We start from the raw sequence: 21492 nt of genomic DNA, 5'->3' as shown, positions 1-21492 counted from the left end.
GTTTCATTTTTGAGGGGAGACGACAACAGGTGTCGAATCAGAAGTTGTTTAACGTTGCCGTTGTAGGGGCAACAGGCGCAGTAGGGGAACAGATCATCGGTCTGCTTGAGAAAAGGAAGTTTCCGATTGCCGAGCTGAAGCTGCTTTCTTCAGCACGCTCGGCCGGTACTAAGATTATGTTCAAGGGCCGGGAGCATACGGTCGAAGAAGCGACGCCGGAAAGCTTTAAAGGCGTGGAAATCGCGCTTTTCAGTGCCGGCGGCGACGTAACCAAGGCGCTCGCCCCCCATGCAGTGGAGCATGGCGCGATATGTATTGATAATACGAACGCATACCGGATGGATCCGGAAACTCCACTTGTCGTACCCGAAGTGAATATTGATAAAGTAAACGAACATAAAGGAATAATTGCGAATCCGAACTGCTCGACGATCCAGATGGTCGCAGCGCTCAAGCCGCTTCAGGACCGTTATGGAATCTCCCGTATAATCGTATCCACATACCAAGCTGTGTCCGGTGCCGGAAGCCGTGCGATTGATGAGATGCTTCGCCAGACACGAGAAGCGCTTGACGGAAACGCTGTAAAGCCGGATATTTTGCCGGTCGGTGCTCTTCCGGTGAAGCATCAAATCGCTTTTAACGCAATACCTCAGATCGATAAATTCCAGGACAACGGCTATACGCTCGAAGAAATGAAGATGGTCCGTGAAACGAAGAAAATAATGGGTGACGAGTCTATTGACGTTACCGCTACATGCGTTCGTATCCCGGTCGTGTACGGTCATTCGGAATCCGTGTACGTGGAATTGAAAAACGATTATGATTTGGAAGAAGTCAAGAAACTGCTGGAGGAAGCTCCGGGTATCGTTGTTGTAGACGATCCGGCAGGTCAGCAGTACCCGCTTGCAACGGATGCCGCGGGTAAGCCGGATGTATTTGTAGGTCGGCTGCGTCGCGATCTGGGCTCCTCCAGAGGTCTCAACATGTGGATCGTTTCCGACAACCTGCTCAAGGGTGCAGCTTGGAACGCAGTACAGATTGCGGAATATATCGCAATCGGCCAATAATACTGAATTCATCAGGAGCAGTTGGTCAAACGTGAGCGGTCCGTAGGCGCCTTGTATGCGGATAGGGAGGTTTGATCATGCCAATCCTTGTTCAAAAGTTCGGTGGTACTTCGCTTTCCACCGATCAAGCAAGAGAGTGCGTGCTGCGACATATTGAAAGAGAGCGGCAACGACAGTTACAACTTGTCGTTGTCGTCTCTGCAATGGGACGTAAAGGCGATCCTTATGCAACGGATACATTAATTTCGCTGCTGCATGAGGATGGCCGTTCCCTTCCGTCCCGAGAACTCGATATGCTGCTGGGCTGCGGCGAAATCATTTCCGCTGCCGTGCTGTGCGATTTGCTCCGCGCCAATTCGATTCCTGCAGTCGCCTTAACGGGCGCAGGAGCGGGCATTATTACGGACAATCAGTTCGGGCGGGCCCGAATTACGGAAATACGTGCCGAACCTATACTCAAGGCACTGCAGGAAGGCAACGTGGTCATTGTAACCGGATTTCAGGGTGCGACCGAATCCGGAGAGCTCACCACACTTGGCCGGGGCGGAAGCGACACTTCTGCAACAGCGCTTGGTGCGGCGCTTAAGGCAGAGCGTATCGATATTTATACCGATGTAAACGGCATCTTAACGGCAGATCCGAGGATTGTGAAGGATGCAAGGCCTTTATCCGTCGTCGGCTATGCCGAAATATGCAATATGGCACGCCAAGGCGCGAAGGTCATTCATCCGCGGGCCGTAGAAATTGCACAGCAGGCCCGAATTCCGCTTCGTGTCCGCTCGACTTTCTCGGAAGACGAAGGTACGCTTGTTACCGACACTTTCAGTACTGAGCATGCGGCAGTCGTACGGGACCGTTATGTAACAGGCGTAACTCATGTTAACGGGGTAACGCAAATCACGGTCCATGCAGCCGATGGCCACTCCGATGTTCAGCTGCAGGTTTTTCAGGCGATGGCCCGCCATCAAATAAGTGTCGATTTTATCAACGTGAACCCAGGTGGAGCGGTTTACACCGTATTCGATAAAGATGCTTCGCAAGCGATAAATGTTTTGCATCGGATCGGCTTTAGCCCGATAACGATAAGCGGCTGTGCTAAAATTTCCGTAATCGGCGGTGGAATGAACGGTGTTCCGGGAATTATGGCGCGGATTGTGGAAGCGCTGACGGAACAGGGAATTCCTATACTGCAATCGGCAGATTCCAACACAACGATTTGGGTGCTTGTCCGTGATATTTATATGGCAAGCGCGCTTCAAGCGCTTCATACCAAATTCTCGCTTCACGAATAATTAGGTTGCAAGTTTTGCCCCGCAAAACTTGGTCTATGCTTACGAAGTAAAAGTTACTTCGTATAACTTTTAGGAGGAGTCGGAAATGGATTTCGGAAGATTGGTTACCGCAATGGTAACTCCGTTCAATGCGGATGGTGCGATCGATTGGAACGCGACCGGCCGGCTGATCGATTATTTGATCGACGATCAAGAAAGCGACAGTCTGGTTGTCTCGGGTACGACCGGCGAATCGCCGACGTTAACTGATGAGGAGAAAATTGCACTGTTCAAGTTTGCCGTCGAACGCGTGAATGGACGCTGTAAAATCATTGCGGGAACGGGCAGCAACGATACTGCCCATTCCATCCATTTGACCAAAGCGGCTGAGCAGTGTGGTGTAGATGCCGTTCTGTTGGTTGTCCCTTACTACAACAAACCGAGCCAGGAAGGCATCTATCAGCATTTCAAAGCAATCGCGGAAGCTACAACTCTGCCTGTAATCCTTTATAACGTGCCGGGCCGGACAGTTGTCAGCATGTCGGCGCAAACGACGCTTCGTCTGGCGCAGCTGCCAAACATCATCGCCACCAAGGAATGCGCGTCTACCGATCAAGTGACGCAAATCGTCGCCGATGCTCCGGAAGGATTTCTCGTCTACAGCGGCGACGATAGTGCAGCTCTGCCCATGATGTCGGTTGGCGCTCACGGTGTTATCAGCGTAGCAAGCCATATCATCGGTCCGGAAATGAAACAAATGATCGAAGCTTACGTCCAAGGCGATACATCCAAAGCGGCAAAACTGCATTCTTTATGCCTTCCGGTCTTCAAAGGCCTGTTTGAGCTGCCTCATCCTGTTCCCAATCCGGTTCTCGTTAAGTCGGCTCTTGCTCTCCGCGAAATGCCGGTTGGAAGCGTACGGTTACCGCTGGTCGGCCCTACGGAAGCCGAAATGGATGCGCTCCGCGAGCTGCTTAAGTAACAGGCTGATGCGGCTGCGGTTCGTTTTGGGCTGCCAATTTATTGCACTCGCCATCCACCGGTGCGCTTGCATCGGTTTTTCTTTTTACCGGGGTATTGAACCCGTTACTTGTTTTTCATATTTTCAATCATGTATAATGATAACAAGTGACGGTGTGCGGCAAATATTAGAAATTGTTAAAGGGTTTGGAGCGGGGACCAATCAAAGAGAATATATGTAGCGAATAATTTTGTGCTGGGAACTTAATCGTATATATATCTTGGCGCAACAAATTTGGACAGCCAAGCTGATTTGGCTCCGCCATTACCGATGCATTTCGGTAAGGAAAACAGCTGAGCTGCTTTTAAAAGCCATTAGCGAATCAATTGATACACTAACCACTGACCATGCTTACGAAGCTTATTCCTTCGTAAAAAATATAACATGTAGCGGATGAAAATTTTTACTTCGTAAACCAATCAGGTTGCATATGAAGTTGGTTTTCCTTCGTAAAACTCTAGGAGGTACGGATTCACTTGTCAAAGAAGAACAACCAGGATAAGCTGCTCATATTTGCATTGGGCGGCGTCGGAGAGATCGGGAAAAATATGTATGTCGTTCAATATGGGAACGATATCGTAGTCGTTGATGGAGGATTGAAATTTCCGGAAGAAGATATGCTTGGAATCGATATTGTCATACCCGACATTACTTACTTAACCGAAAATCGGGACAAAGTACGAGGCATTCTCATTACCCACGGACACGAAGACCATATCGGCGGACTGCCCTATATCTTAAAGCATCTGAACGTTCCGGTATACGGGACGAAGCTAACGCTTGGTTTAATTGAAGGGAAATTGAAGGAAGCCGGACTGCTCGGAGAAACGAAGCGAATCCTTATAAACGCGGAATCGGAAGTTCAGCTTGGCGCCATTCATGCTTCATTCTTCAAAACCAATCACAGTATTCCCGATACGGTAGGGGTTTGTCTGGACACTCCGGAAGGGACGGTCGTTCATACAGGCGACTTCAAATTCGACCATACACCGGTTAACGACCAATACGCGGATCTGCAGCGTATTGCGGATATCGGGAGACGCGGAGTTCTGGCGCTTTTGTCGGACAGTACAAACGCCGAACGGGCGGGATATACGCCGTCTGAGAGCCTTATCGGCTCTGTGCTGGAGGATATTTTCCGTAAAGCGACTCAACGTGTCGTTGTCGCCACATTCGCCTCTAACGTTCACCGGATCCAGCAGGTAATTAATGCTGCGATGGCTACGCGCCGCAAAATAGCAGTTGTTGGCCGCAGCATGGTTAACGTCGTCACAATTGCTTCCGAGCTGGGCTATTTAAATATCCCTGAAGGGATGATTATCGAACCGGAGGAAATCAATAAAATGGCAGCCGACCGTGTCGTGGTTTTATCGACGGGGAGCCAGGGCGAACCGATGTCGGCACTTACGAGAATGGCACGTTCAACTCATCGTAAAGTGGATATTTTACCAGGCGATACCGTTATTATTGCCGCTACGCCGATTCCGGGTAACGAACGTTATGTCGGACGCACGGTCGATGAGCTTTTCCGCTTGGGAGCAAACGTTATTTATGGGCCTGGCTCCGTATCCGGCGTCCACGTATCGGGCCATGGCAGCCAGGAAGAATTAAAGCTGATGCTTAATCTCATTCGTCCTAAATATTTTATTCCGATTCACGGTGAATACCGGATGCTGCGCCAACATGCGCTGCTTGCGGAAGCTGTCGGTATCGAGAAGGAAAATATTTTTGTAATCGATAATGGCGATACCGTTGAATTTCAAGGCGGAGTGGCACGCAAGGGGAACAAAGTGCCTGCCGGCAATGTTCTGATTGACGGTCTTGGTGTCGGCGATGTCGGCAACATTGTCCTGCGCGACCGCAAGCTGCTCTCGCAAGACGGTATTCTTGTTGTCGTTGTCACGCTGAGTAAACAAGACGGCACCATTTTGTCCGGACCTGATATTATCTCACGAGGTTTTGTCTATGTTCGCGAGTCGGAAGGGCTTCTTGAAGAAGCCAACCGCATTGTCACCTCGACGCTGCATAAGCTGATGAACGATAAAGTCAACGAATGGGCATCGCTCAAAACAAACGTTAAGGACGCGCTCGGGAGATTCTTGTACGAACAGACGCGCCGCCGTCCAATGATACTGCCAATCATTATGGAAGTTTAATGACTCTTTAATAAAAGACGGCTTTCTTCTGAACCGGTTTTCGAACTGGGCAGGGGGGAGCCGTTTTTTTTGTAATGAAGTAAATACAAATTTTCATCATTCTTGTTCTCATGTTTTCGACGGAAGGAAATTTGCATCGCCGGAAGGCGGGATAGCTGTTACTTTGCTCCAAAGAAGTGTTCGCGCGTTTGAATAATTTGACTCTGTCATTCCATACTATGCAGAGCGCCGACACTACAGCTGTACCTGGAATCGGTATTAACATTGAGGAGGAAATAAACATGTTCGAACAAGATCAATTTGTAAAAATGGAACAGCAAGATCCTTCAGGCGACCGGAGATTCGCCAATCAAGCAGTCGATACCATTCAACAACTGGGCCAAACAATGACGCCGTCCGTGGATTCCAATATCTTCTGCATGACGATCATCGGTCAAGTCGAAGGTCACTTGGTCCTTCCGCCGCAAAATAAGACGACGAAATACGAGCATATAATTCCCCAGCTTGTGGCAGCTGAGCAAAACCCGAAAATTGAAGGTATGATCATTGTGTTGAATACGGTCGGCGGAGATGTTGAAGCAGGGCTTGCTATCGCCGAAATGATCTCCTCAATGACCAAGCCGACCGTTACACTGGTGCTTGGCGGGGGGCATTCAATCGGAGTGCCGATCGCAGTTGCGGGCAACAAATCCTTTATCGCGGAGACAGCGACGATGACTATACACCCGATTCGGCTGAACGGGCTCGTTATCGGAGTTCCGCAAACCTTCGAATACTTGGATAAGATGCAGGAGCGAGTTACGCGGTTTGTGACTTCGCATTCCAATATTACCGAAACCATGTTCCGGGAACTGATGTTTAAAACGGGCGAGCTCACGCGTGATATCGGGACTACCGTAATCGGCGTCGATGCGGTGAAATACGGGCTGATCGACGCAGTTGGCGGCATTGGTCAGGTCCTGCAGGAATTGAAAGGGCTCATTGAGGAGCGTAAGCAGACAGTGCCGGGAGGTTATAGGCAATGACCTTATACACAAGCATGCCGTTGGAGCTCGTATTCGACGGCTTCAGTAAGCAACCCGGTCCCTATGTGGATCTCACGATTGGTCAAGTACGCATGCAGCTTGAGCCGATATCTCCGGGTATCGGCAGAATCGTCCGTCTGCTCGAATGCCCGCTGGACGCATATTTGCGTCCCGAATTGGCGCCGGGTACAGTGGTAGCGTATGGGGGTCATTCCTCATAATTTGGTCGGCTTAAATTCACAAAGTGCCTTCACCGCCCGGCATTTCCGCGCTGCTAATGGTGCCGTAAATGGAGAATAGTAGCAGCATGGGGCAGGCTCCTGTGGTATAATGGCAACCAGAGGTGACTGAATTTGGCCAAACGGAGAAGAAAGAAAAAGAGCTCGCTGGGCGCGAGTCTTAAATATGAAGTGTATGGTATTTTGCTTATTACGGTATCGGTCATCGCATTATCGGGAGAGGCCACTGTCGGCCGGTCCTTGTCCAAGCTGTTTGGGCTGATACTCGGCAAATTCTATTTCGTTCTTGCGCTCGTAGGCGTTTATGTGGGACTGGTCGTTATGATCAAGCGGGCGTGGCCGTCGGGTTGGTCGAACCGTAAAACAGGCATACTGCTGCTCGTATTGGCACTTACGCTAATGAGTTCGATTGCTGTAATGGACCAGAAGACGGAGCCTACAGGCGGGTTAACCGCGGGGTATATTCTAACTCAGCTTGGCAGCGATGTAAGGGGCGGGCTGATTGATTCGACCTCAAACGATCCAACCATCATTATTGAAAAATCGGTCAGCGGCGGTTATGCGGGAGCCATTCAATATACGCTGCTTTATTGGCTTTTCGGCTATTTTGGGGCGAAATTTATCATGATCGTAATGTTTGCGATTTCGATCATGCTGATGACGGGCAAATCATATGTCGAGCTGGCAAGAAATATTCGTAACAGAGGAGGCCGCCTGTTATCGCTGCTTCGGATGAAGTTTTTTGTCAAACGCCCCTCACCGCTCGCCGCGTCAGGACCTGGTAAGGACCCAAATGGAAGAAACGGCGCAGTATTGCCGGGCGATGACTTCGATGATGAAGAAGAAGAATATGAACAACCGGCAAGGCCCGCCCGCACGAAGAGAAAGCCGCTTTTCTTTTCCTGGTTCAATGACGTTCAGGAGCAAGACGGGGATTCCGCTTCCGCCAAAGACAGCGAGTGGCTGATGGAAGAGCGTCAAATGTCCCATGACAGGGAAGCACGCAGCTTGCCTCACTGGCACGATGATGAAGAGGATGAAGGCGTAGAGTGGCAATCCTACCGCGCAAACGGAAACAGTCCGGCACTGGATCCCGAAATAGATGACGCTCTCCCGTGGGATGAGCAGTCCGGTGTAGAATCGGGTCATGCAGGCAATCTTACTGACTTACCGGACTGGATGTCAGAGGCAGGACCGGTTAGTAACTCGGATGAAGAGAGTGATGCCGTTCATTCGGGCGGCAGCCATGGGAATGCAATCTCAAATAGCCCTTCGTCGGCAAGCCTGATTTTGGATGAGAACGATATTGAGCGGCTGGAACCGGACGCGGCAATCACACCACGTCCACCGGCCCCGAAGCCTTACCAAATGCCATCTTTGTCATTGCTGGCTAAGCCCGGCATAAGCGCTAAAACAGGCGATATATCGGATGCGAATGATTCAAGACGTAAGCTGGAGGCTACGCTTGAGAGCTTTGGGGTCCGTGCTAAAGTTCTTGATGTCGTACGCGGCCCGGCCGTTACCAGGTATGAAGTGCAGCCGGCTACCGGCGTTAAGGTAAGCCGTATTGTAGGACTGACCGACGACATTGCGCTGGCATTAGCTGCCAAGGATATCCGGATGGAAGCTCCGATACCCGGCAAATCAGCTATCGGTATCGAAGTGCCCAATATGGAAGTATCCGTGGTTACAATGCGTGAAGTGATGGAGACGCCTTCATTTTTGAATGCGCCTTCGAAGCTGTCGATCGCCTTTGGCCGTGACATTTCCGGTCAGCCTATTGTTGGCAACCTTGCAAAAATGCCGCATTTGCTTGTCGCAGGGGCTACCGGATCGGGGAAGTCGGTGTGCATCAACGGCATCATTACAAGCATTTTGTATAAAGCCAAACCCGATGAGGTCAAGTTTCTTATGGTTGACCCGAAGATGGTTGAGCTTAACGTGTATAACGGTATCCCGCATTTGCTTGCACCTGTCGTCACTGATCCGCGCCGTGCTTCGCTCGCGCTCAAGAAGATCGTAGTTGAGATGGAGAAACGCTATGAAATGTTCTCTAAATCGGGAACGCGCAATATTGAGGGATATAACACATTAATGGCTGCGAATCCGGCAGCAGTGCTTCCTTATATCGTCGTCATCGTAGACGAGCTTGCCGACCTCATGATGGTCGCGGCCAATGACGTTGAGGATGCGATTTGCCGCCTGGCGCAGATGGCACGGGCAGCCGGCATCCATCTAATTATTGCGACCCAGAGGCCTTCGGTCGATGTAATTACCGGTGTCATTAAAGCGAATATCCCTTCAAGGATTGCCTTCGGCGTATCGTCGCAGGTCGATTCGAGAACGATTCTGGACATGGTCGGCGCGGAGAAGCTGCTCGGGCGCGGCGATATGCTTTTCCTCCCTGTCGGTATGTCCAAGCCTATTCGCGTCCAAGGAGCGTTCTTATCGGATCAGGAAGTGGAAGCGGTCGTCACCTTCTCGCGCGGGCAAGCGGAAGCGGAATATAAAGAGGACCTGGTGCCTGAGCTGGATGATTCCGCCCCGGAAGGCGATGAAATGCTCGATGATCTTTATGATCAAGCTGTCAGGATAGTGATAGAAGCAAAGCAAGCGTCCGTGTCGCTGCTTCAGCGCCGGATGCGCATCGGCTATACCCGTGCGGCCCGCCTGATCGATCAGATGGAGGCGCGAAACGTCGTAGGCCCATATGAAGGCAGCAAACCGCGCGAAGTAATGATGACACTCGATCAGTACGACGCAGGAAAGATTAGCTCATAAGCCATAATCGTGCATAGAAGGGAACCGGTTTTCTCATACTAGGAATAAGCTCAGCTTGCTTTGCGAATCCACTTGCAAGAGAAAGGCAGATTCCAGGATGAGAAATCGTTTAATTACGGTGACCATCGTCATCGTCCTTCTATTGTTCGGCGCGTTTACGCTTAAGCATGCAGACAGCGAAAAAACGGCCGAAACCTTTAGTCGCGCAACATTAAAAGTAGGTTCTTCGGGAAAAGACGTCGTTGAACTGCAGGGTCGGCTCAAGTACTTGGGTTACTTCGACGGAGAAATTGACGGCGATTTCGGTTGGTCTACCCGCAAGGCCGTCACATGGTTTCAGTGGAAATTCGGTCTAAAATCAGACGGTATTGTGGCCGGGAAAACAAAGGTGAAGCTTTGGGAAGCTACGAAAAACTGGAAACCAACGGCTGCGGACGTACCGGGGGGAAGCAAGACGGAGGCGCGCGCCGGCAATGTCACGAAATCAACCAGACTCGGCTTATCCGCTAACGATTTGAAGCTGATGGCGAATGCCGTTTACGGAGAGGCTCGAGGCGAGCCGTATGTCGGGCAGGTAGCTGTAGCAGCCGTAATCTTAAACCGTCTAAGTTCACCCAGCTTTCCCCATTCGATATCGGGAGTCATTTTTCAGCCGGGAGCATTCACGGCAGTTGCCGACGGTCAAATTTGGCTCACACCCAACAAGAACGCAAAGAAAGCGGTGGAAGATGCTATTAACGGCTGGGATCCCACCGGAGGCTGCATCTATTATTTCAATCCTGTAACAGCCACGTCCAAATGGATTTGGTCCCGTCCTCAGGTTAAAACCATCGGAAAACATATTTTTTGTATGTAGCCGCACCCAAGAAGCAGCCCGCCGACGATGTGGGTTGCTTCTTCCATTTCCGATCGGGTAGAATGGAATAGACAGATGGAAATTGGAATAGATTTACTCCAAAGAGATGTGAAAACTGAAGCGGAAGGGGACGCCGAGCGTGACCAAATCTGCATTTGAACGAGGACAGCATAACCGTATCAGGCTGCATGTTTTACCTACCAAACGCTTTAAGACGTTTTCCATTTCGCTGTATGCCGGCTTGCCGCTAACCGAAGAGACGGTTACGCCAGTAGCCTTAATTCCTTTCGTATTAAGACGCGGGACCGCTTCAACTCCGGAAACGATTGCTTTCCGCGAACGGCTCGACGATTTATATGGAGCGGGGTTCGGATTCGATGTGTACAAGCGGGGAGACTCCCAGATCGTTCAGTTCCGGATGGATGTCATTAACGACCGGTTCGTTTCTTCGAATCAGCCTTTGCTGGCCTCGTCCTTGAAGCTTCTCGGGGAAGTGTTGACCGATCCGGCTGCGGAGAACGGACAACTTCGCGGCAAATACGTCGATGCTGAGAAAGTGACTTTACGCAAGCGATTGGAATCTATAATTAATGATAAAATCCGCTATGCCGCCGAACGATGCCTGGAAGAAATGTGTCATGACGAACCGTACAGACTCCACCCGCTTGGTAAGCTGGAAGATATCGATGCCATCACGCCAGCATCGCTAACGGCGATGTATCACAGATGGTTGTCGGAAGCGGCATTGGATTTATATGTAGTAGGCGACACGTCGCTTGAAGAAGTGAAGTCGCTTGTATCGGAAGCCTTTCAGCTCGACAAGGGCCAGCCTGCTTCATATGGCAGACCGGCGTCCGCAAGAGCGGTCGACAAGGTCCGTAACGTGATTGAACGAATGGATGTAAGTCAGGGAAAGCTCAATATGGGCTTACGCGTGCATACATCTTATGCGGATGACGATTATCCGGCTGCACTTATGTATAACGGCATTCTGGGCGGGTACCCGCACTCGAAGCTGTTCTTGAATGTCAGGGAAAAAGCGAGTCTGGCTTATTATGCCGCATCGAGGCTGGACGGCCATAAAGGTATTTGCACGATACAATCCGGTATTGAGATTGCTAATTTCGAGCGTGCTACGGAAATTATCGAAAAGCAGCTTGAAGGAATGCGAACCGGTTCTTACAGCGATTTGGAGATGAACCAGACCAAAGCGATGATAGCCAATCATCTGCGGGAGCTGCAGGATTCTGCCAATGAAATGATCGGGTTCGATTTCAATGCGGTATTGTCAGGGCGCGAACGATCGACGGATGAACTGCTTGCGCAGGTGAAGGCAGTGACTGCGGAACAAATCGCCGCGGTAGCGCGCAAAACAGAGCTGGATACGATTTATTTCCTGCGCGACGGGAAGGAGGGGTAAGCATATGGAGACGTTAGCTTATCCGGGGGTACAAGAGACGATTTACAGGGAAGTGCTGCCAAACGGTCTGGAGGTCGTGATCCTTCCTAAAGAGGGGTTCAGCAAGACATACGCCACATTCTCAACCCGTTATGGCTCCATCGACAACCGGTTTGCCGTTGGTGACCAGGAGCCGGTGTCAGTCCCCGACGGCATTGCTCATTTCCTTGAACATAAAATGTTCGAGGAACCGGCCGGCGACATTTTCGCAACCTTCGCATCCCAGGGCGCTTCGGCCAATGCATATACCAGCTTTGACCGCACGGTATACCTATTCTCTGCAACCGAACAAATTGAAGCGAATCTTGAAACTCTGCTTGATTTTGTCCAGAATCCTTACTTTACGGATGAAAACGTGGAGAAAGAGAAGGGAATAATCGAGCAGGAGATCAACATGTACCGCGATAATGCTGATTGGCGGGTTTATTTTGGGCTGATTGATGCTCTCTATAATGCCCATCCCGTACACATCGATATCGCCGGTACCGCGGAATCAATCCGGAAGATCGACAAGGAGACGCTTTACCGCTGTTACGAAACGTTCTATCACCCATCCAATATGTTTCTCTTTATTGTGGGCGGTGTGCGGCCGGACGAGGTGATCGATCTTGTGCGAAGCAATCAAGCGAAGAAATCATTCGAGCCCCAGGGACCGATCAACCGTTTCTTCGGTGAAGAGCCGGCAGCTGTTAAAACGAAGCGCAAGACGGCCGTACTTCCCGTATCCCTGCCCAAATGCATGATCGGTTTCAAGGAGCACCGGACCCCTCTCGAAGCGGCCGAGCTTCTTCGCACCGAACTGGCCACAAAGCTGATGCTGGATGCTCTCCTTGGTTCAAGCTCTCCGATTTATAACGCGCTGTATGACGATAATTTGATCTCCGATTCATTCGGGCATGAATATAACAGCAGCGAAGACTATGCTTTCTCGGTCATAGGCGGCGAAACACGGGATCCCGACGAACTGCTTGCCAGATTGCGCGAAGCAATCGAAGCGGCCCGGACAAGCGGGCTGAACGAGCAGTCGTTTGAGCGAACAAGGCGTAAAAAAATCGGCAGTTACCTTCGGATGCTCAATTCCCCCGAGGCCATTGCCGGCGAATTCACGCGCTACCGTTTTCGGGGAGCCGATTTGTTTAAGCTTCTGCCGGTCTACGAAAGCATCACGCTTCAAGAAGCGAACGAGCGGCTGCGCAGCCATTTCGATTGGAACCGGATGGCGGTTTCGATTGTATCGAAGGATCCGGGTTGAAAACATTAAACGAAATGACGGTGCTTGTGACCGGGGGAAGCCGCGGTATTGGAGCGGCAATTGCACGCCGCTTCGCTGCGGAGAGCATGAATGTCGTCATTCATTATAACGAAGCGCATGAGGCCGCCAACGAGACGGCGCGCGAATGTATGCGGCTTGGCGCCGCAAATGTGATGACCGTAGCGGCCGATTTGCGTTCGAAGGATCAGCTTCTGAGAATGCGCGAGAAGCTGGCGTTCCGTGATTCGGTGCCGGATATTCTCGTCAACAATGCGGGTATCGCCCATAACGGTATGCTCTGCGATGTGAGCGAGGAAATATGGGACGATGTGATGGCGGTTAATTTAAAGGGCATGTTCTTATGCACTCAGATATTCATGCCTACAATGATCTCTCAGCGGTTTGGTCGTATTATCAACGTATCCTCGATCTGGGGAATGTCCGGCGCATCCTGCGAGGTGCTCTATTCTACAACCAAAGGCGGTATGAATGCTTTCACAAAGGCGCTCGCCAAGGAGCTTGCGCCTTCCGGCGTAACGGTGAATGCAGTAGCCCCCGGGGCGGTAGATACGGTCATGCTCGATAATTTGAACGCTCAAGAGAAGACAGCGCTTGAATCCGAAATACCGGTAGGACGGTTCGCCCAACCCGATGAAATCGCCTCGCTTGTTTATTTCCTCGCGCTGCCGGAGTCAGCTTACATTACAGGGCAAATCATAAGTCCAAACGGTGGATGGCTAACCTGAGCAGTGAAACATTTCCGGCTTATTACTCGTCGAATAAGATAAGCCCTTTGCGAGCAAAATACGTTATGTTGCCGGACAACGGCCAACACACGCAAAGGAGGCGCAAGCACAATGACAACCGTCCTTTCCAATTTTGACACATGGAAACAGTTTCTGGCCGATCGGGTGGAGCACGGCAAGGAAATCGGCTTAAGCGAAGATTCGATTGCGAAGCTTGCATTCGAAATCGGTTCATTCCTCGATGCGAAAGTTGATCCCAAGAACGATCAGGAGCGCGCGTTAAAAGAGCTTTGGGATGTTGGCAACGAAGACGAACAGAAAACAATTGCCAGGCTCATGGTCAAGCTTGTTCAAAAATCGTAAGCTTGTGAAGAACCGCTGAGCCGCACAGGCTGTAGAGCAAGTTTCTTCCTTTGGACATATCAGAAAGTATTCAGCAAAATTTTATACTTTTGATGATATGTGGCAAAAAGCCTCCCTCAAGGGGGCTTTTCTGCAATGTTTTCAACAGACCTTGCAGGATTATGACGAATATTGTAGAATAATCTTTCGGGTACAGCGTACAAGCTCTTCATTTCCACAAACGAGGTGTCTCATGGAAATCAAACAGTGGTATATGGAGTATAAGATACATAAAAACCGGCCGGGCCTGCTCGGCGATATCGCGTCTCTGCTCGGAATGCTGGAAGTAAACATCGTAACCATCAATGGCGTTGAGAACCGTACACGAGGCATGCTGCTGCAAACGAATGACGACGAGAAGATCGAAATTCTTGGGAAAATGCTGCAGAAGGTTGAGAATATCACGGTTTTGAAGCTCCGCGAACCTAAGCTTGTGGATATACTTGCGGTTCGGCACGGCAGATATATCGAGCGCGACTCCGATGACCGCAAGACGTTTCGATTTACTCGTGATGAGCTTGGTTTACTTGTTGACTTCCTTGGCGAGGTTTTCAAGCGAGAAGGCAATCAGGTAATTGGACTCAGGGGGATGCCCCGTGTTGGCAAAACCGAGTCGATTATTGCGGGAAGCGTATGCTCGAACAAACGGTGGACGTTTGTATCGTCGACGCTTTTGCGTCAGACAGTGCGAAGCCAGCTTTCCGAGGAAGAGATGAATCCGAACAACATTTTTATTATTGACGGCATTGTGAGCACAATCCGTTCCAATGAGAAGCATTATACTCTTTTGCAGGAAATTATGGCATCTCCTTCCACAAAGGTGATCGAGCATCCTGATATTTTTATTAAAGAGTCCTCATACGAATACAATAATTTCGATTATATTATTGAATTACGCAACACGCCGGACGAAGAAATCACGTACGAATCCTTTACAACGGGGTTCAATGAATTTTGATGAAGATGAACGAACGGGAGGTGTGGTCATGTCGGATTTAGGCGCATTACTCCGGAAAGCGCGTGAACAGCGCGGCCTGTCACTAGATGACATTCAAGAATTAACCAAAATTCGAAAGCGTTATTTGGAGGCCATTGAAGAAGGCAACTACAAAGTTCTTCCGGGATCCTTTTACGTGCGCGCGTTTGTTAAAAACTATTCGGAATCGGTAGGTCTGGATGCGGAAGAAGTGCTTCGTTTATACCAGAAGGAAATACCCTCGCCTGTGCCGGAACAGGTTGCCGAACCCGTACAACGGCCGCGCCGAACCCAGTCCAGGTCCTCATCCGATGCCTGGAGCCGTTGGGGTTTCCGTGCGCTCATGTGGTCCTTTCTGTTGTTGATCGTCGTAATCGTATATGTGTATGCCATCAATAGGCCCGGCGGTAGTAATGTGGATTCGGCTAATCAAACGAAGATGACGGATCAGACACAGGCGCCGCAAACCGGAAATGGCGATACCCCGCCTACAAGCTCGAACGGCACAGGCTCAAATCAAGAGACCGACAAGGTAGCTCCTGCTCCTGTGGATCCGACGCCCCCGGCGGCCGTTCAAACGACGCTTACGCTGGAGCGTACATCCGGGCGGACGGATTATTATAAGGTATCGCCTACGGGTACACACAAAATCGAGTTTAAAGTGACCGGTGGAAACTCTTGGGTAGGGGTAAACCAAAACAGCAGCAGAGGGAAAATCCTTCTATCCCAAACTCTCAAAGACAATGAAACGGCAACTGTTGATGTAGAAGGGGCTGTTTACATCAATATCGCCCACGCCAATCTGGTTGAAGTGACGGTTGATGGGGTCTTAATTGACGACGGCAATAAAATCGGCACAAGGAAAATGCAGCTGGAGCCTTCCGACGGATCACAGCCTAACACATAGACGGATTTCAATAAAAGGCATCTAATCCTGATGGTCATGGCAGGATTGATGCCTTTTCTTGCATCTGAATTTCGGGTATAATACGGAACAAGAATTAAATGGAAAAAGGGGTTGCTTACATAATGAGCTCGGAAAATTCATTCGATATCGTTTCAAAGGTTGATATGCAGGAGCTCTCTAACGCCATTACGCAGGCGGAACGGGAAATCGAATCGCGTTTCGATTTCAAAGGCAGCAAAAGCAGCATTGAGCTTGAGAAAGAAGAATTGGTTGTCGCTTCCGACGACGAGTACAAGCTTAAGAGCGTCATCGATGTTTTGCAATCCAAAATGATTAAGCGCGGCGTGCCGATTAAGAACATGGAGTTCGGAAAAATAGAACCGGCCTCGGCCGGAACGGTCCGACAGCGAATCAAGCTGAAGCAAGGCATTGAACAGGATATTTCGCGGAAGATCAATATTCTTATTCGGGATTCGAAGCTTAAGGTGAAAAGTCAGATTCAAGGCGATCAGATCCGGGTCACAGGCAAGAGCCGGGACGATCTTCAGGCTGTTATGACATTGCTGCGTGGAGCCGATTTGCAAATCGAATTGCAGTTCACCAACTACAGATAGGTTGTTTTTTCTAATGCGATAAGGTCCTTCTTGGCGCCGATTCGGGCTCTAAGCGGGGCTTTTTCCGATTTTGACACTGTATAGACCATGTATTATACTTGTGGAGATAGCTTTTCGGAGGAGATCTGGGGGACACATCAATGACAGAACGGGTAAAAGTCGTAACACTTGGTTGTGAGAAAAACTTAGTCGATTCGGAGATTATGTCCGGCTTGATTCACGAGCGGGGTTATCAGCTGGTCGACCAAGCTGATGACGCTACGGTTATTATCGTGAATACGTGCGGTTTTATCGACGCAGCCAAAGAAGAATCGGTGAACACGATTTTGGATATGGCGGAATTCAAGCAGACGGGACGTCTAAAGGCGCTTATTGTCTCGGGCTGCCTTACACAGCGTTACAAGCGGCAGCTGATGGAAGAGATGCCGGAGATCGACGGTATCGTCGGCACCGGCGATTTTAACCATATTAATGATATTGTCGATGAAGCGCTGCGTGGTAAGAAACCGGTAAAGGTAGGCAATCCGGTATTCGATTATGACCAGAAACTGCCGCGTCTTGTAACGACTCCGCGTTACACGGCCTATGTGAAAATCGCGGAAGGCTGCGATAATGCATGCACTTTTTGTTCAATTCCTATTATGCGCGGGCAGTTCCGCAGCCGCTCGATTGAGTCGATCGTGGCTGAAGTTGAGCAGTTAGCCGGGCAAGGGGTCAAGGAAGTCAGCTTGATTGCACAGGATTCGACAAACTATGGAACCGATTTGTATGATAAGTTTATGCTTCCCGAGCTGCTCAACCGAGTCAGCGAAGTGGAAGGAATTGCTTGGGTGCGGCTGCATTACGCTTACCCTGGATTTTTTACGGATGAGCTGATTGATACGATCGCAGCAAATCCGAAAATCTGCAACTATATCGATATGCCGTTGCAGCACAGCGAAGATTCGATTTTGAAAAGAATGCGCCGTCCCGGCCGTCAGCGCGATACCCGCGAGCTCGTCGCCAAAATCCGGGCGCGAATTCCGGACGTGGCGCTGCGCACCTCTATTATTGTCGGATTTCCGGGCGAAACGGACGAAGATTTCCAGCGTCTATGCGATTTTGTGAAAGAGATGAAATTTGACCGGCTCGGTGTATTCTCCTATTCGACCGAAGAAGACACACCGGCGGCCAGATTGCCGGACCATGTTCCAAGCGAGGTCATTGAATGGCGCGCGAACACGCTTATGGAAATTCAAAGGGAAGTTTCCAAAGCGAATAGCGGGAAGCATATTGGCAGTGAAATCGATGTTCTGGTCGAGCGTTACGACGGTAGAAGTGATGTTTATGTAGGCCGTTCGCCTTATGATGCGCCTGAAATCGACGGCGAAGTGTTTATAGCGAACTGCAAAGCCGGTATCGGCGAAATTCAGAAGGTGCGGATTACGCACGCTTATGAATTCGATATGTCCGGGGAGGGGCTATCTTCGTGAATTTGGCCAATAAAATAACACTAGCCCGTATTTTTTTAGTGCCTATAATCATTATTTTGCTGCTTATCAACGTTAACCTGAAGCCGTTGACATTTGCAAATTTTTCCATAACGTGGAATCAAATATTAGCGACACTGATCTTTGTCGTCGCGGCCAGCACAGACGCACTGGACGGCTACATCGCACGGAAGAACAAGATCGTTACCAACATGGGCAAGCTGCTCGATCCGCTTGCCGACAAACTTCTAGTCGCTTCGGTGCTCATCTCCCTTGTAGAGATGGGCAGATTGGATGCATGGATAGCGATTGTCATAATCAGCCGCGAATTTGCCGTTACCGGACTTCGCCAGATCGCCCTGCTTGAAGGTGCGGTTTTGGCGGCCAGCCCGTGGGGCAAGTGGAAGACAGCCGTTCAAATCACGATGATTATCGCACTTCTGTTGAACAATTTTCCATTCGCCTTTGTCGATTTCCGCTTTGATCTTATTTCCAGCTGGGTGGCCGCGCTTATTACGGTTTACTCCGGTATCGATTATTTCGTCAAAAATAAAAACCTCATTCCCCTTAGCGAATGAGTCAAGATTTTTTTACTGTGAGCATCATTCCTTCATTGCGAAGGAATGATGCTTTTCATTACATTAGGAACGGAGCTGCTGCTGATGCGAGCTGAAATCATTGCTGTCGGAACCGAGCTCTTGCTTGGCCAAACCGTTAATACAAATGCCACTTATTTGTCCCGGGGACTGGCCGAAATGGGGATCGACGTTTATTTCCAGACGGTCGTCGGGGACAATATGGGTAGAATCCGTCAAGCTGTGGAGCTTGCCCGCACGCGGGCAGACGTTATCGTATTTACAGGCGGGCTCGGCCCGACACAGGATGATCTGACGAAAGACGCGCTTGCCGCTTATCTAAATAAGCGGATTGTCATTCATGAGCCTTCGATGGCCAAAATCGAAGCGTTGTTCTCTGCGCGAGGCATACATATGGTCGAAAGCAACCGGAGGCAGGCCAATATAATTGAAGGCTGCGAGCCTCTTGAGAACGATGCCGGGCTTGCGGTGGGCAATGCGATAACCGTTGACGGCACGCATTACGTGCTGCTGCCCGGTCCGCCGGGTGAGATGAAACCGATGTTCGACGGACCGGCGAAAGCGTGGCTTCGTGCCGTATCCGGCGAAGAACGCAAACTTTACTCGCGGCTGCTTAAATTTGCCGGCATAGGCGAATCCAGTCTGGAGCAGGAGCTCATTGATTTAATCGAACGACAGTCGGATCCGACGATCGCCCCTTATGCCAAAGAAGGTGAAGTGGCTATCCGGATTTCTACCAAAGCGTTAACCGAGCAGGCTGCTGCCGTATTGCTGGATGAAGCGGAGGAGCAGATCAAGAAGCGTGTTGGCAAGCACATGTTTGCCCGTGAGGACATTCCCCTTGAGGAAGCTGTAATACGTCTGCTGAGAGCGTCCGGACTCAAGCTGGCCAGCGCCGAGAGCATTACCGGCGGTTTGTTCGCCGAGCTTGTCACTAATGTTCCCGGCAGCAGCGGCGAGTTTCACGGCGGAGTTGTGACGTATACAAATGCGGTCAAGCACAAGCTGCTCGGCATACCGATGTCCCAGCTTGAAGGAACCGGGGCGCCGGGCGCGGTCAGCGAGTCGACTGCTGTTCTTATGGCGGAGCGGATCCGGGAATTGACAGATAGCGACTTTGGCGTTTCGTTGACGGGTGTGGCAGGGCCGTCCGAAACCGAAGGGAAACCGGTGGGCCTTGTATATTTTGCGATTGCAAGGCGCGGTCAGCCGACGCTCGTGCATACCGCCCAGCTCGGCGGAAGCCGCAGCATTATCCGGCTCCGTGCTGCAAAGTCTGCATTTTACCGGCTGTGGCAGATCCTCGCAAAGAACGAGTAGGGCATACCTAAGGAAATAGCTTGTCATAATGCCGGCGATCGACTATAATCGTCATTAGTTGACGGAAGAACCGTGGCGAAGAATACTTTGCTGCGGTTCTTTTTTTTGCTCATCGGCCGATGGGGATAAATAAGAATATATGTTCGTAAAAAGTCTTGTCAACGCAACCAAAACAAGGTATCATTAAAGTATAAATTATGAAGGATGTGGATTCGTTGTCAGATCGTCGCGCTGCGCTTGAAATGGCTTTACGTCAAATAGAGAAACAATTCGGAAAAGGTTCCATCATGAAGCTCGGGGAGTCCACTCATATGCAAGTCGAGACGGTTTCCAGCGGATCCCTTGCACTAGATATCGCCCTTGGCATCGGCGGGTTGCCGAGAGGCCGCATTATCGAAGTCTACGGCCCTGAATCATCCGGTAAAACGACCGTTGCGCTTCATGCCATCGCGGAAGTTCAGCGAGTCGGGGGACAAGCCGCCTTCATCGATGCGGAGCATGCTCTTGATCCGCTTTACGCCAGTAAACTCGGCGTTAATATTGATGAGCTGCTCCTATCGCAACCGGATACAGGCGAGCAGGCCCTCGAAATCGCCGAGGCGCTCGTCCGCAGCGGCGCAGTAGACATCATTGTTATCGACTCCGTTGCTGCACTCGTTCCCAAAGCGGAAATCGAAGGCGAGATGGGTGACTCCCATGTCGGCTTGCAGGCCCGGCTAATGTCGCAGGCGCTGCGCAAACTATCCGGAGCAATCAGCAAATCGAAGACGATTGCAATGTTCATTAACCAATTGCGTGAGAAGGTGGGCGTAATGTTCGGCAATCCGGAGACGACGCCCGGTGGACGCGCACTGAAATTCTATTCTACCGTTCGGCTTGATGTCCGCCGTATTGAAACCATTAAACAAGGCAACGACATGGTGGGTAACCGTACGCGTATCAAGGTGGTAAAGAATAAAGTGGCTCCTCCGTTCAAACAAGCGGAGATCGATATTATGTACGGAGAAGGCATTTCCAAAGAAGGCAGTATCGTCGATATCGGCGTGGAAATGGAGATTGTCCAAAAGAGCGGCGCATGGTTCTCCTATAATGGAGAACGTCTCGGGCAAGGGCGCGAGAATGCAAAGCAGTTCTTGAAGGATCACCGTGATATCTCGGCAACGATTGAGAATCAGATTCGCGAAGCCAGCAATTTGGCGGCTGCTGCCTTGAACGGAACATTCAGCGGCGATGAAGAGGAAGAAGAGCTGGATTTGGATTAGGCTAACAGGTTCGCACATAACGAAAATGACAGACCGAAGAGCACCTGCCCAGGTGCTTTTCTGTTTGCAGGGA

Annotated in this window: 19 protein-coding genes; all 19 read left to right on the top strand. The window is 50.5% G+C overall.

All coding sequences use genetic code 11. The features are described from left to right. Window positions 1-29: 29 nt before the first annotated feature. A complete protein-coding gene (locus tag KZ483_RS17750) occupies window positions 30-1067 on the top strand; it encodes an aspartate-semialdehyde dehydrogenase (protein WP_220348822.1) in 1038 nt (345 codons plus the stop codon). A gap of 77 nt (window positions 1068-1144) precedes the next feature. Continuing rightward, entirely contained in the window at window positions 1145-2359 is a 1215-nt protein-coding gene (gene dapG / locus KZ483_RS17745) for an aspartate kinase (RefSeq protein ID WP_220348820.1), read from the top strand. A gap of 85 nt (window positions 2360-2444) precedes the next feature. After that, window positions 2445-3320: a 4-hydroxy-tetrahydrodipicolinate synthase gene (dapA, locus tag KZ483_RS17740; RefSeq protein ID WP_220348818.1), complete on the top strand. Its 876-nt coding sequence runs from the start codon at window positions 2445-2447 to the stop codon at window positions 3318-3320. A 515-nt stretch (window positions 3321-3835) separates the two neighbouring features. After that, window positions 3836-5515, top strand: coding sequence for a ribonuclease J (locus KZ483_RS17735; RefSeq protein WP_220348817.1), 1680 nt, complete (start codon window positions 3836-3838; stop codon window positions 5513-5515). Between the two features lie 308 nt (window positions 5516-5823). Continuing rightward, entirely contained in the window at window positions 5824-6540 is a 717-nt protein-coding gene (locus tag KZ483_RS17730; protein ID WP_258881753.1) for a ClpP family protease, read from the top strand. Then, complete coding sequence (locus KZ483_RS17725) at window positions 6537-6761, top strand: YlzJ-like family protein (protein WP_220348814.1); 225 nt, start codon at window positions 6537-6539, stop codon at window positions 6759-6761. The genes KZ483_RS17730 and KZ483_RS17725 overlap by 4 nt, the downstream gene beginning before the upstream one ends. Before the next feature lie 132 nt (window positions 6762-6893). Next, entirely contained in the window at window positions 6894-9560 is a 2667-nt protein-coding gene (locus KZ483_RS17720; protein WP_258881313.1) for an FtsK/SpoIIIE family DNA translocase, read from the top strand. Between the two features lie 97 nt (window positions 9561-9657). Further along, window positions 9658-10416 carry a spore cortex-lytic enzyme gene (gene sleB / locus KZ483_RS17715; RefSeq protein ID WP_220348813.1) on the top strand — a complete coding sequence of 253 codons (759 nt, stop codon included), beginning with the start codon at window positions 9658-9660 and terminating at the stop codon, window positions 10414-10416. A 139-nt stretch (window positions 10417-10555) separates the two neighbouring features. After that, entirely contained in the window at window positions 10556-11836 is a 1281-nt protein-coding gene (yfmF, locus tag KZ483_RS17710; protein ID WP_220348812.1) for an EF-P 5-aminopentanol modification-associated protein YfmF, read from the top strand. 4 nt (window positions 11837-11840) lie between these two features. Then, window positions 11841-13127 (top strand): EF-P 5-aminopentanol modification-associated protein YfmH, encoded by a 1287-nt coding sequence (gene yfmH / locus KZ483_RS17705; RefSeq protein ID WP_220348811.1) that lies wholly within the window; start codon window positions 11841-11843, stop codon window positions 13125-13127. A 14-nt stretch (window positions 13128-13141) separates the two neighbouring features. Further along, window positions 13142-13873, top strand: a complete 732-nt coding sequence (ymfI, locus tag KZ483_RS17700; RefSeq protein WP_220353515.1) for an elongation factor P 5-aminopentanone reductase — start codon at window positions 13142-13144, stop codon at window positions 13871-13873. Window positions 13874-13984: 111 nt separating this feature from the next. Continuing rightward, window positions 13985-14236 carry a DUF3243 domain-containing protein gene (locus KZ483_RS17695; protein WP_220348810.1) on the top strand — a complete coding sequence of 84 codons (252 nt, stop codon included), beginning with the start codon at window positions 13985-13987 and terminating at the stop codon, window positions 14234-14236. A gap of 232 nt (window positions 14237-14468) precedes the next feature. Beyond that, window positions 14469-15233, top strand: a complete 765-nt coding sequence (locus tag KZ483_RS17690; protein ID WP_220348809.1) for a DUF3388 domain-containing protein — start codon at window positions 14469-14471, stop codon at window positions 15231-15233. 28 nt (window positions 15234-15261) lie between these two features. Beyond that, window positions 15262-16158, top strand: coding sequence for a helix-turn-helix domain-containing protein (locus KZ483_RS17685; RefSeq protein ID WP_220348808.1), 897 nt, complete (start codon window positions 15262-15264; stop codon window positions 16156-16158). 122 nt (window positions 16159-16280) lie between these two features. Beyond that, window positions 16281-16772, top strand: a complete 492-nt coding sequence (locus tag KZ483_RS17680) for a YajQ family cyclic di-GMP-binding protein (RefSeq protein ID WP_220348807.1) — start codon at window positions 16281-16283, stop codon at window positions 16770-16772. A gap of 140 nt (window positions 16773-16912) precedes the next feature. Next, complete coding sequence (gene rimO, locus KZ483_RS17675; RefSeq protein WP_220348806.1) at window positions 16913-18244, top strand: 30S ribosomal protein S12 methylthiotransferase RimO; 1332 nt, start codon at window positions 16913-16915, stop codon at window positions 18242-18244. After that, entirely contained in the window at window positions 18241-18819 is a 579-nt protein-coding gene (pgsA, locus tag KZ483_RS17670) for a CDP-diacylglycerol--glycerol-3-phosphate 3-phosphatidyltransferase (protein WP_220348804.1), read from the top strand. Before rimO ends, pgsA begins: the two co-directional genes overlap by 4 nt. A gap of 84 nt (window positions 18820-18903) precedes the next feature. Then, entirely contained in the window at window positions 18904-20157 is a 1254-nt protein-coding gene (locus tag KZ483_RS17665; protein WP_220353514.1) for a competence/damage-inducible protein A, read from the top strand. Between the two features lie 215 nt (window positions 20158-20372). After that, a complete protein-coding gene (recA, locus tag KZ483_RS17660) occupies window positions 20373-21419 on the top strand; it encodes a recombinase RecA (protein ID WP_220348803.1) in 1047 nt (348 codons plus the stop codon). The last annotated feature ends 73 nt before the right edge of the window (window positions 21420-21492 follow it).

This window comes from Paenibacillus sp. sptzw28 (assembly GCF_019550795.1).
In the GTDB taxonomy this organism is placed as follows: Bacteria; Bacillota; Bacilli; order Paenibacillales; family Paenibacillaceae; genus Paenibacillus_Z.
The sequence above is the reverse complement of the archived record's forward strand: the minus strand, read 5'-3'. Positions and strand labels throughout refer to the sequence as shown.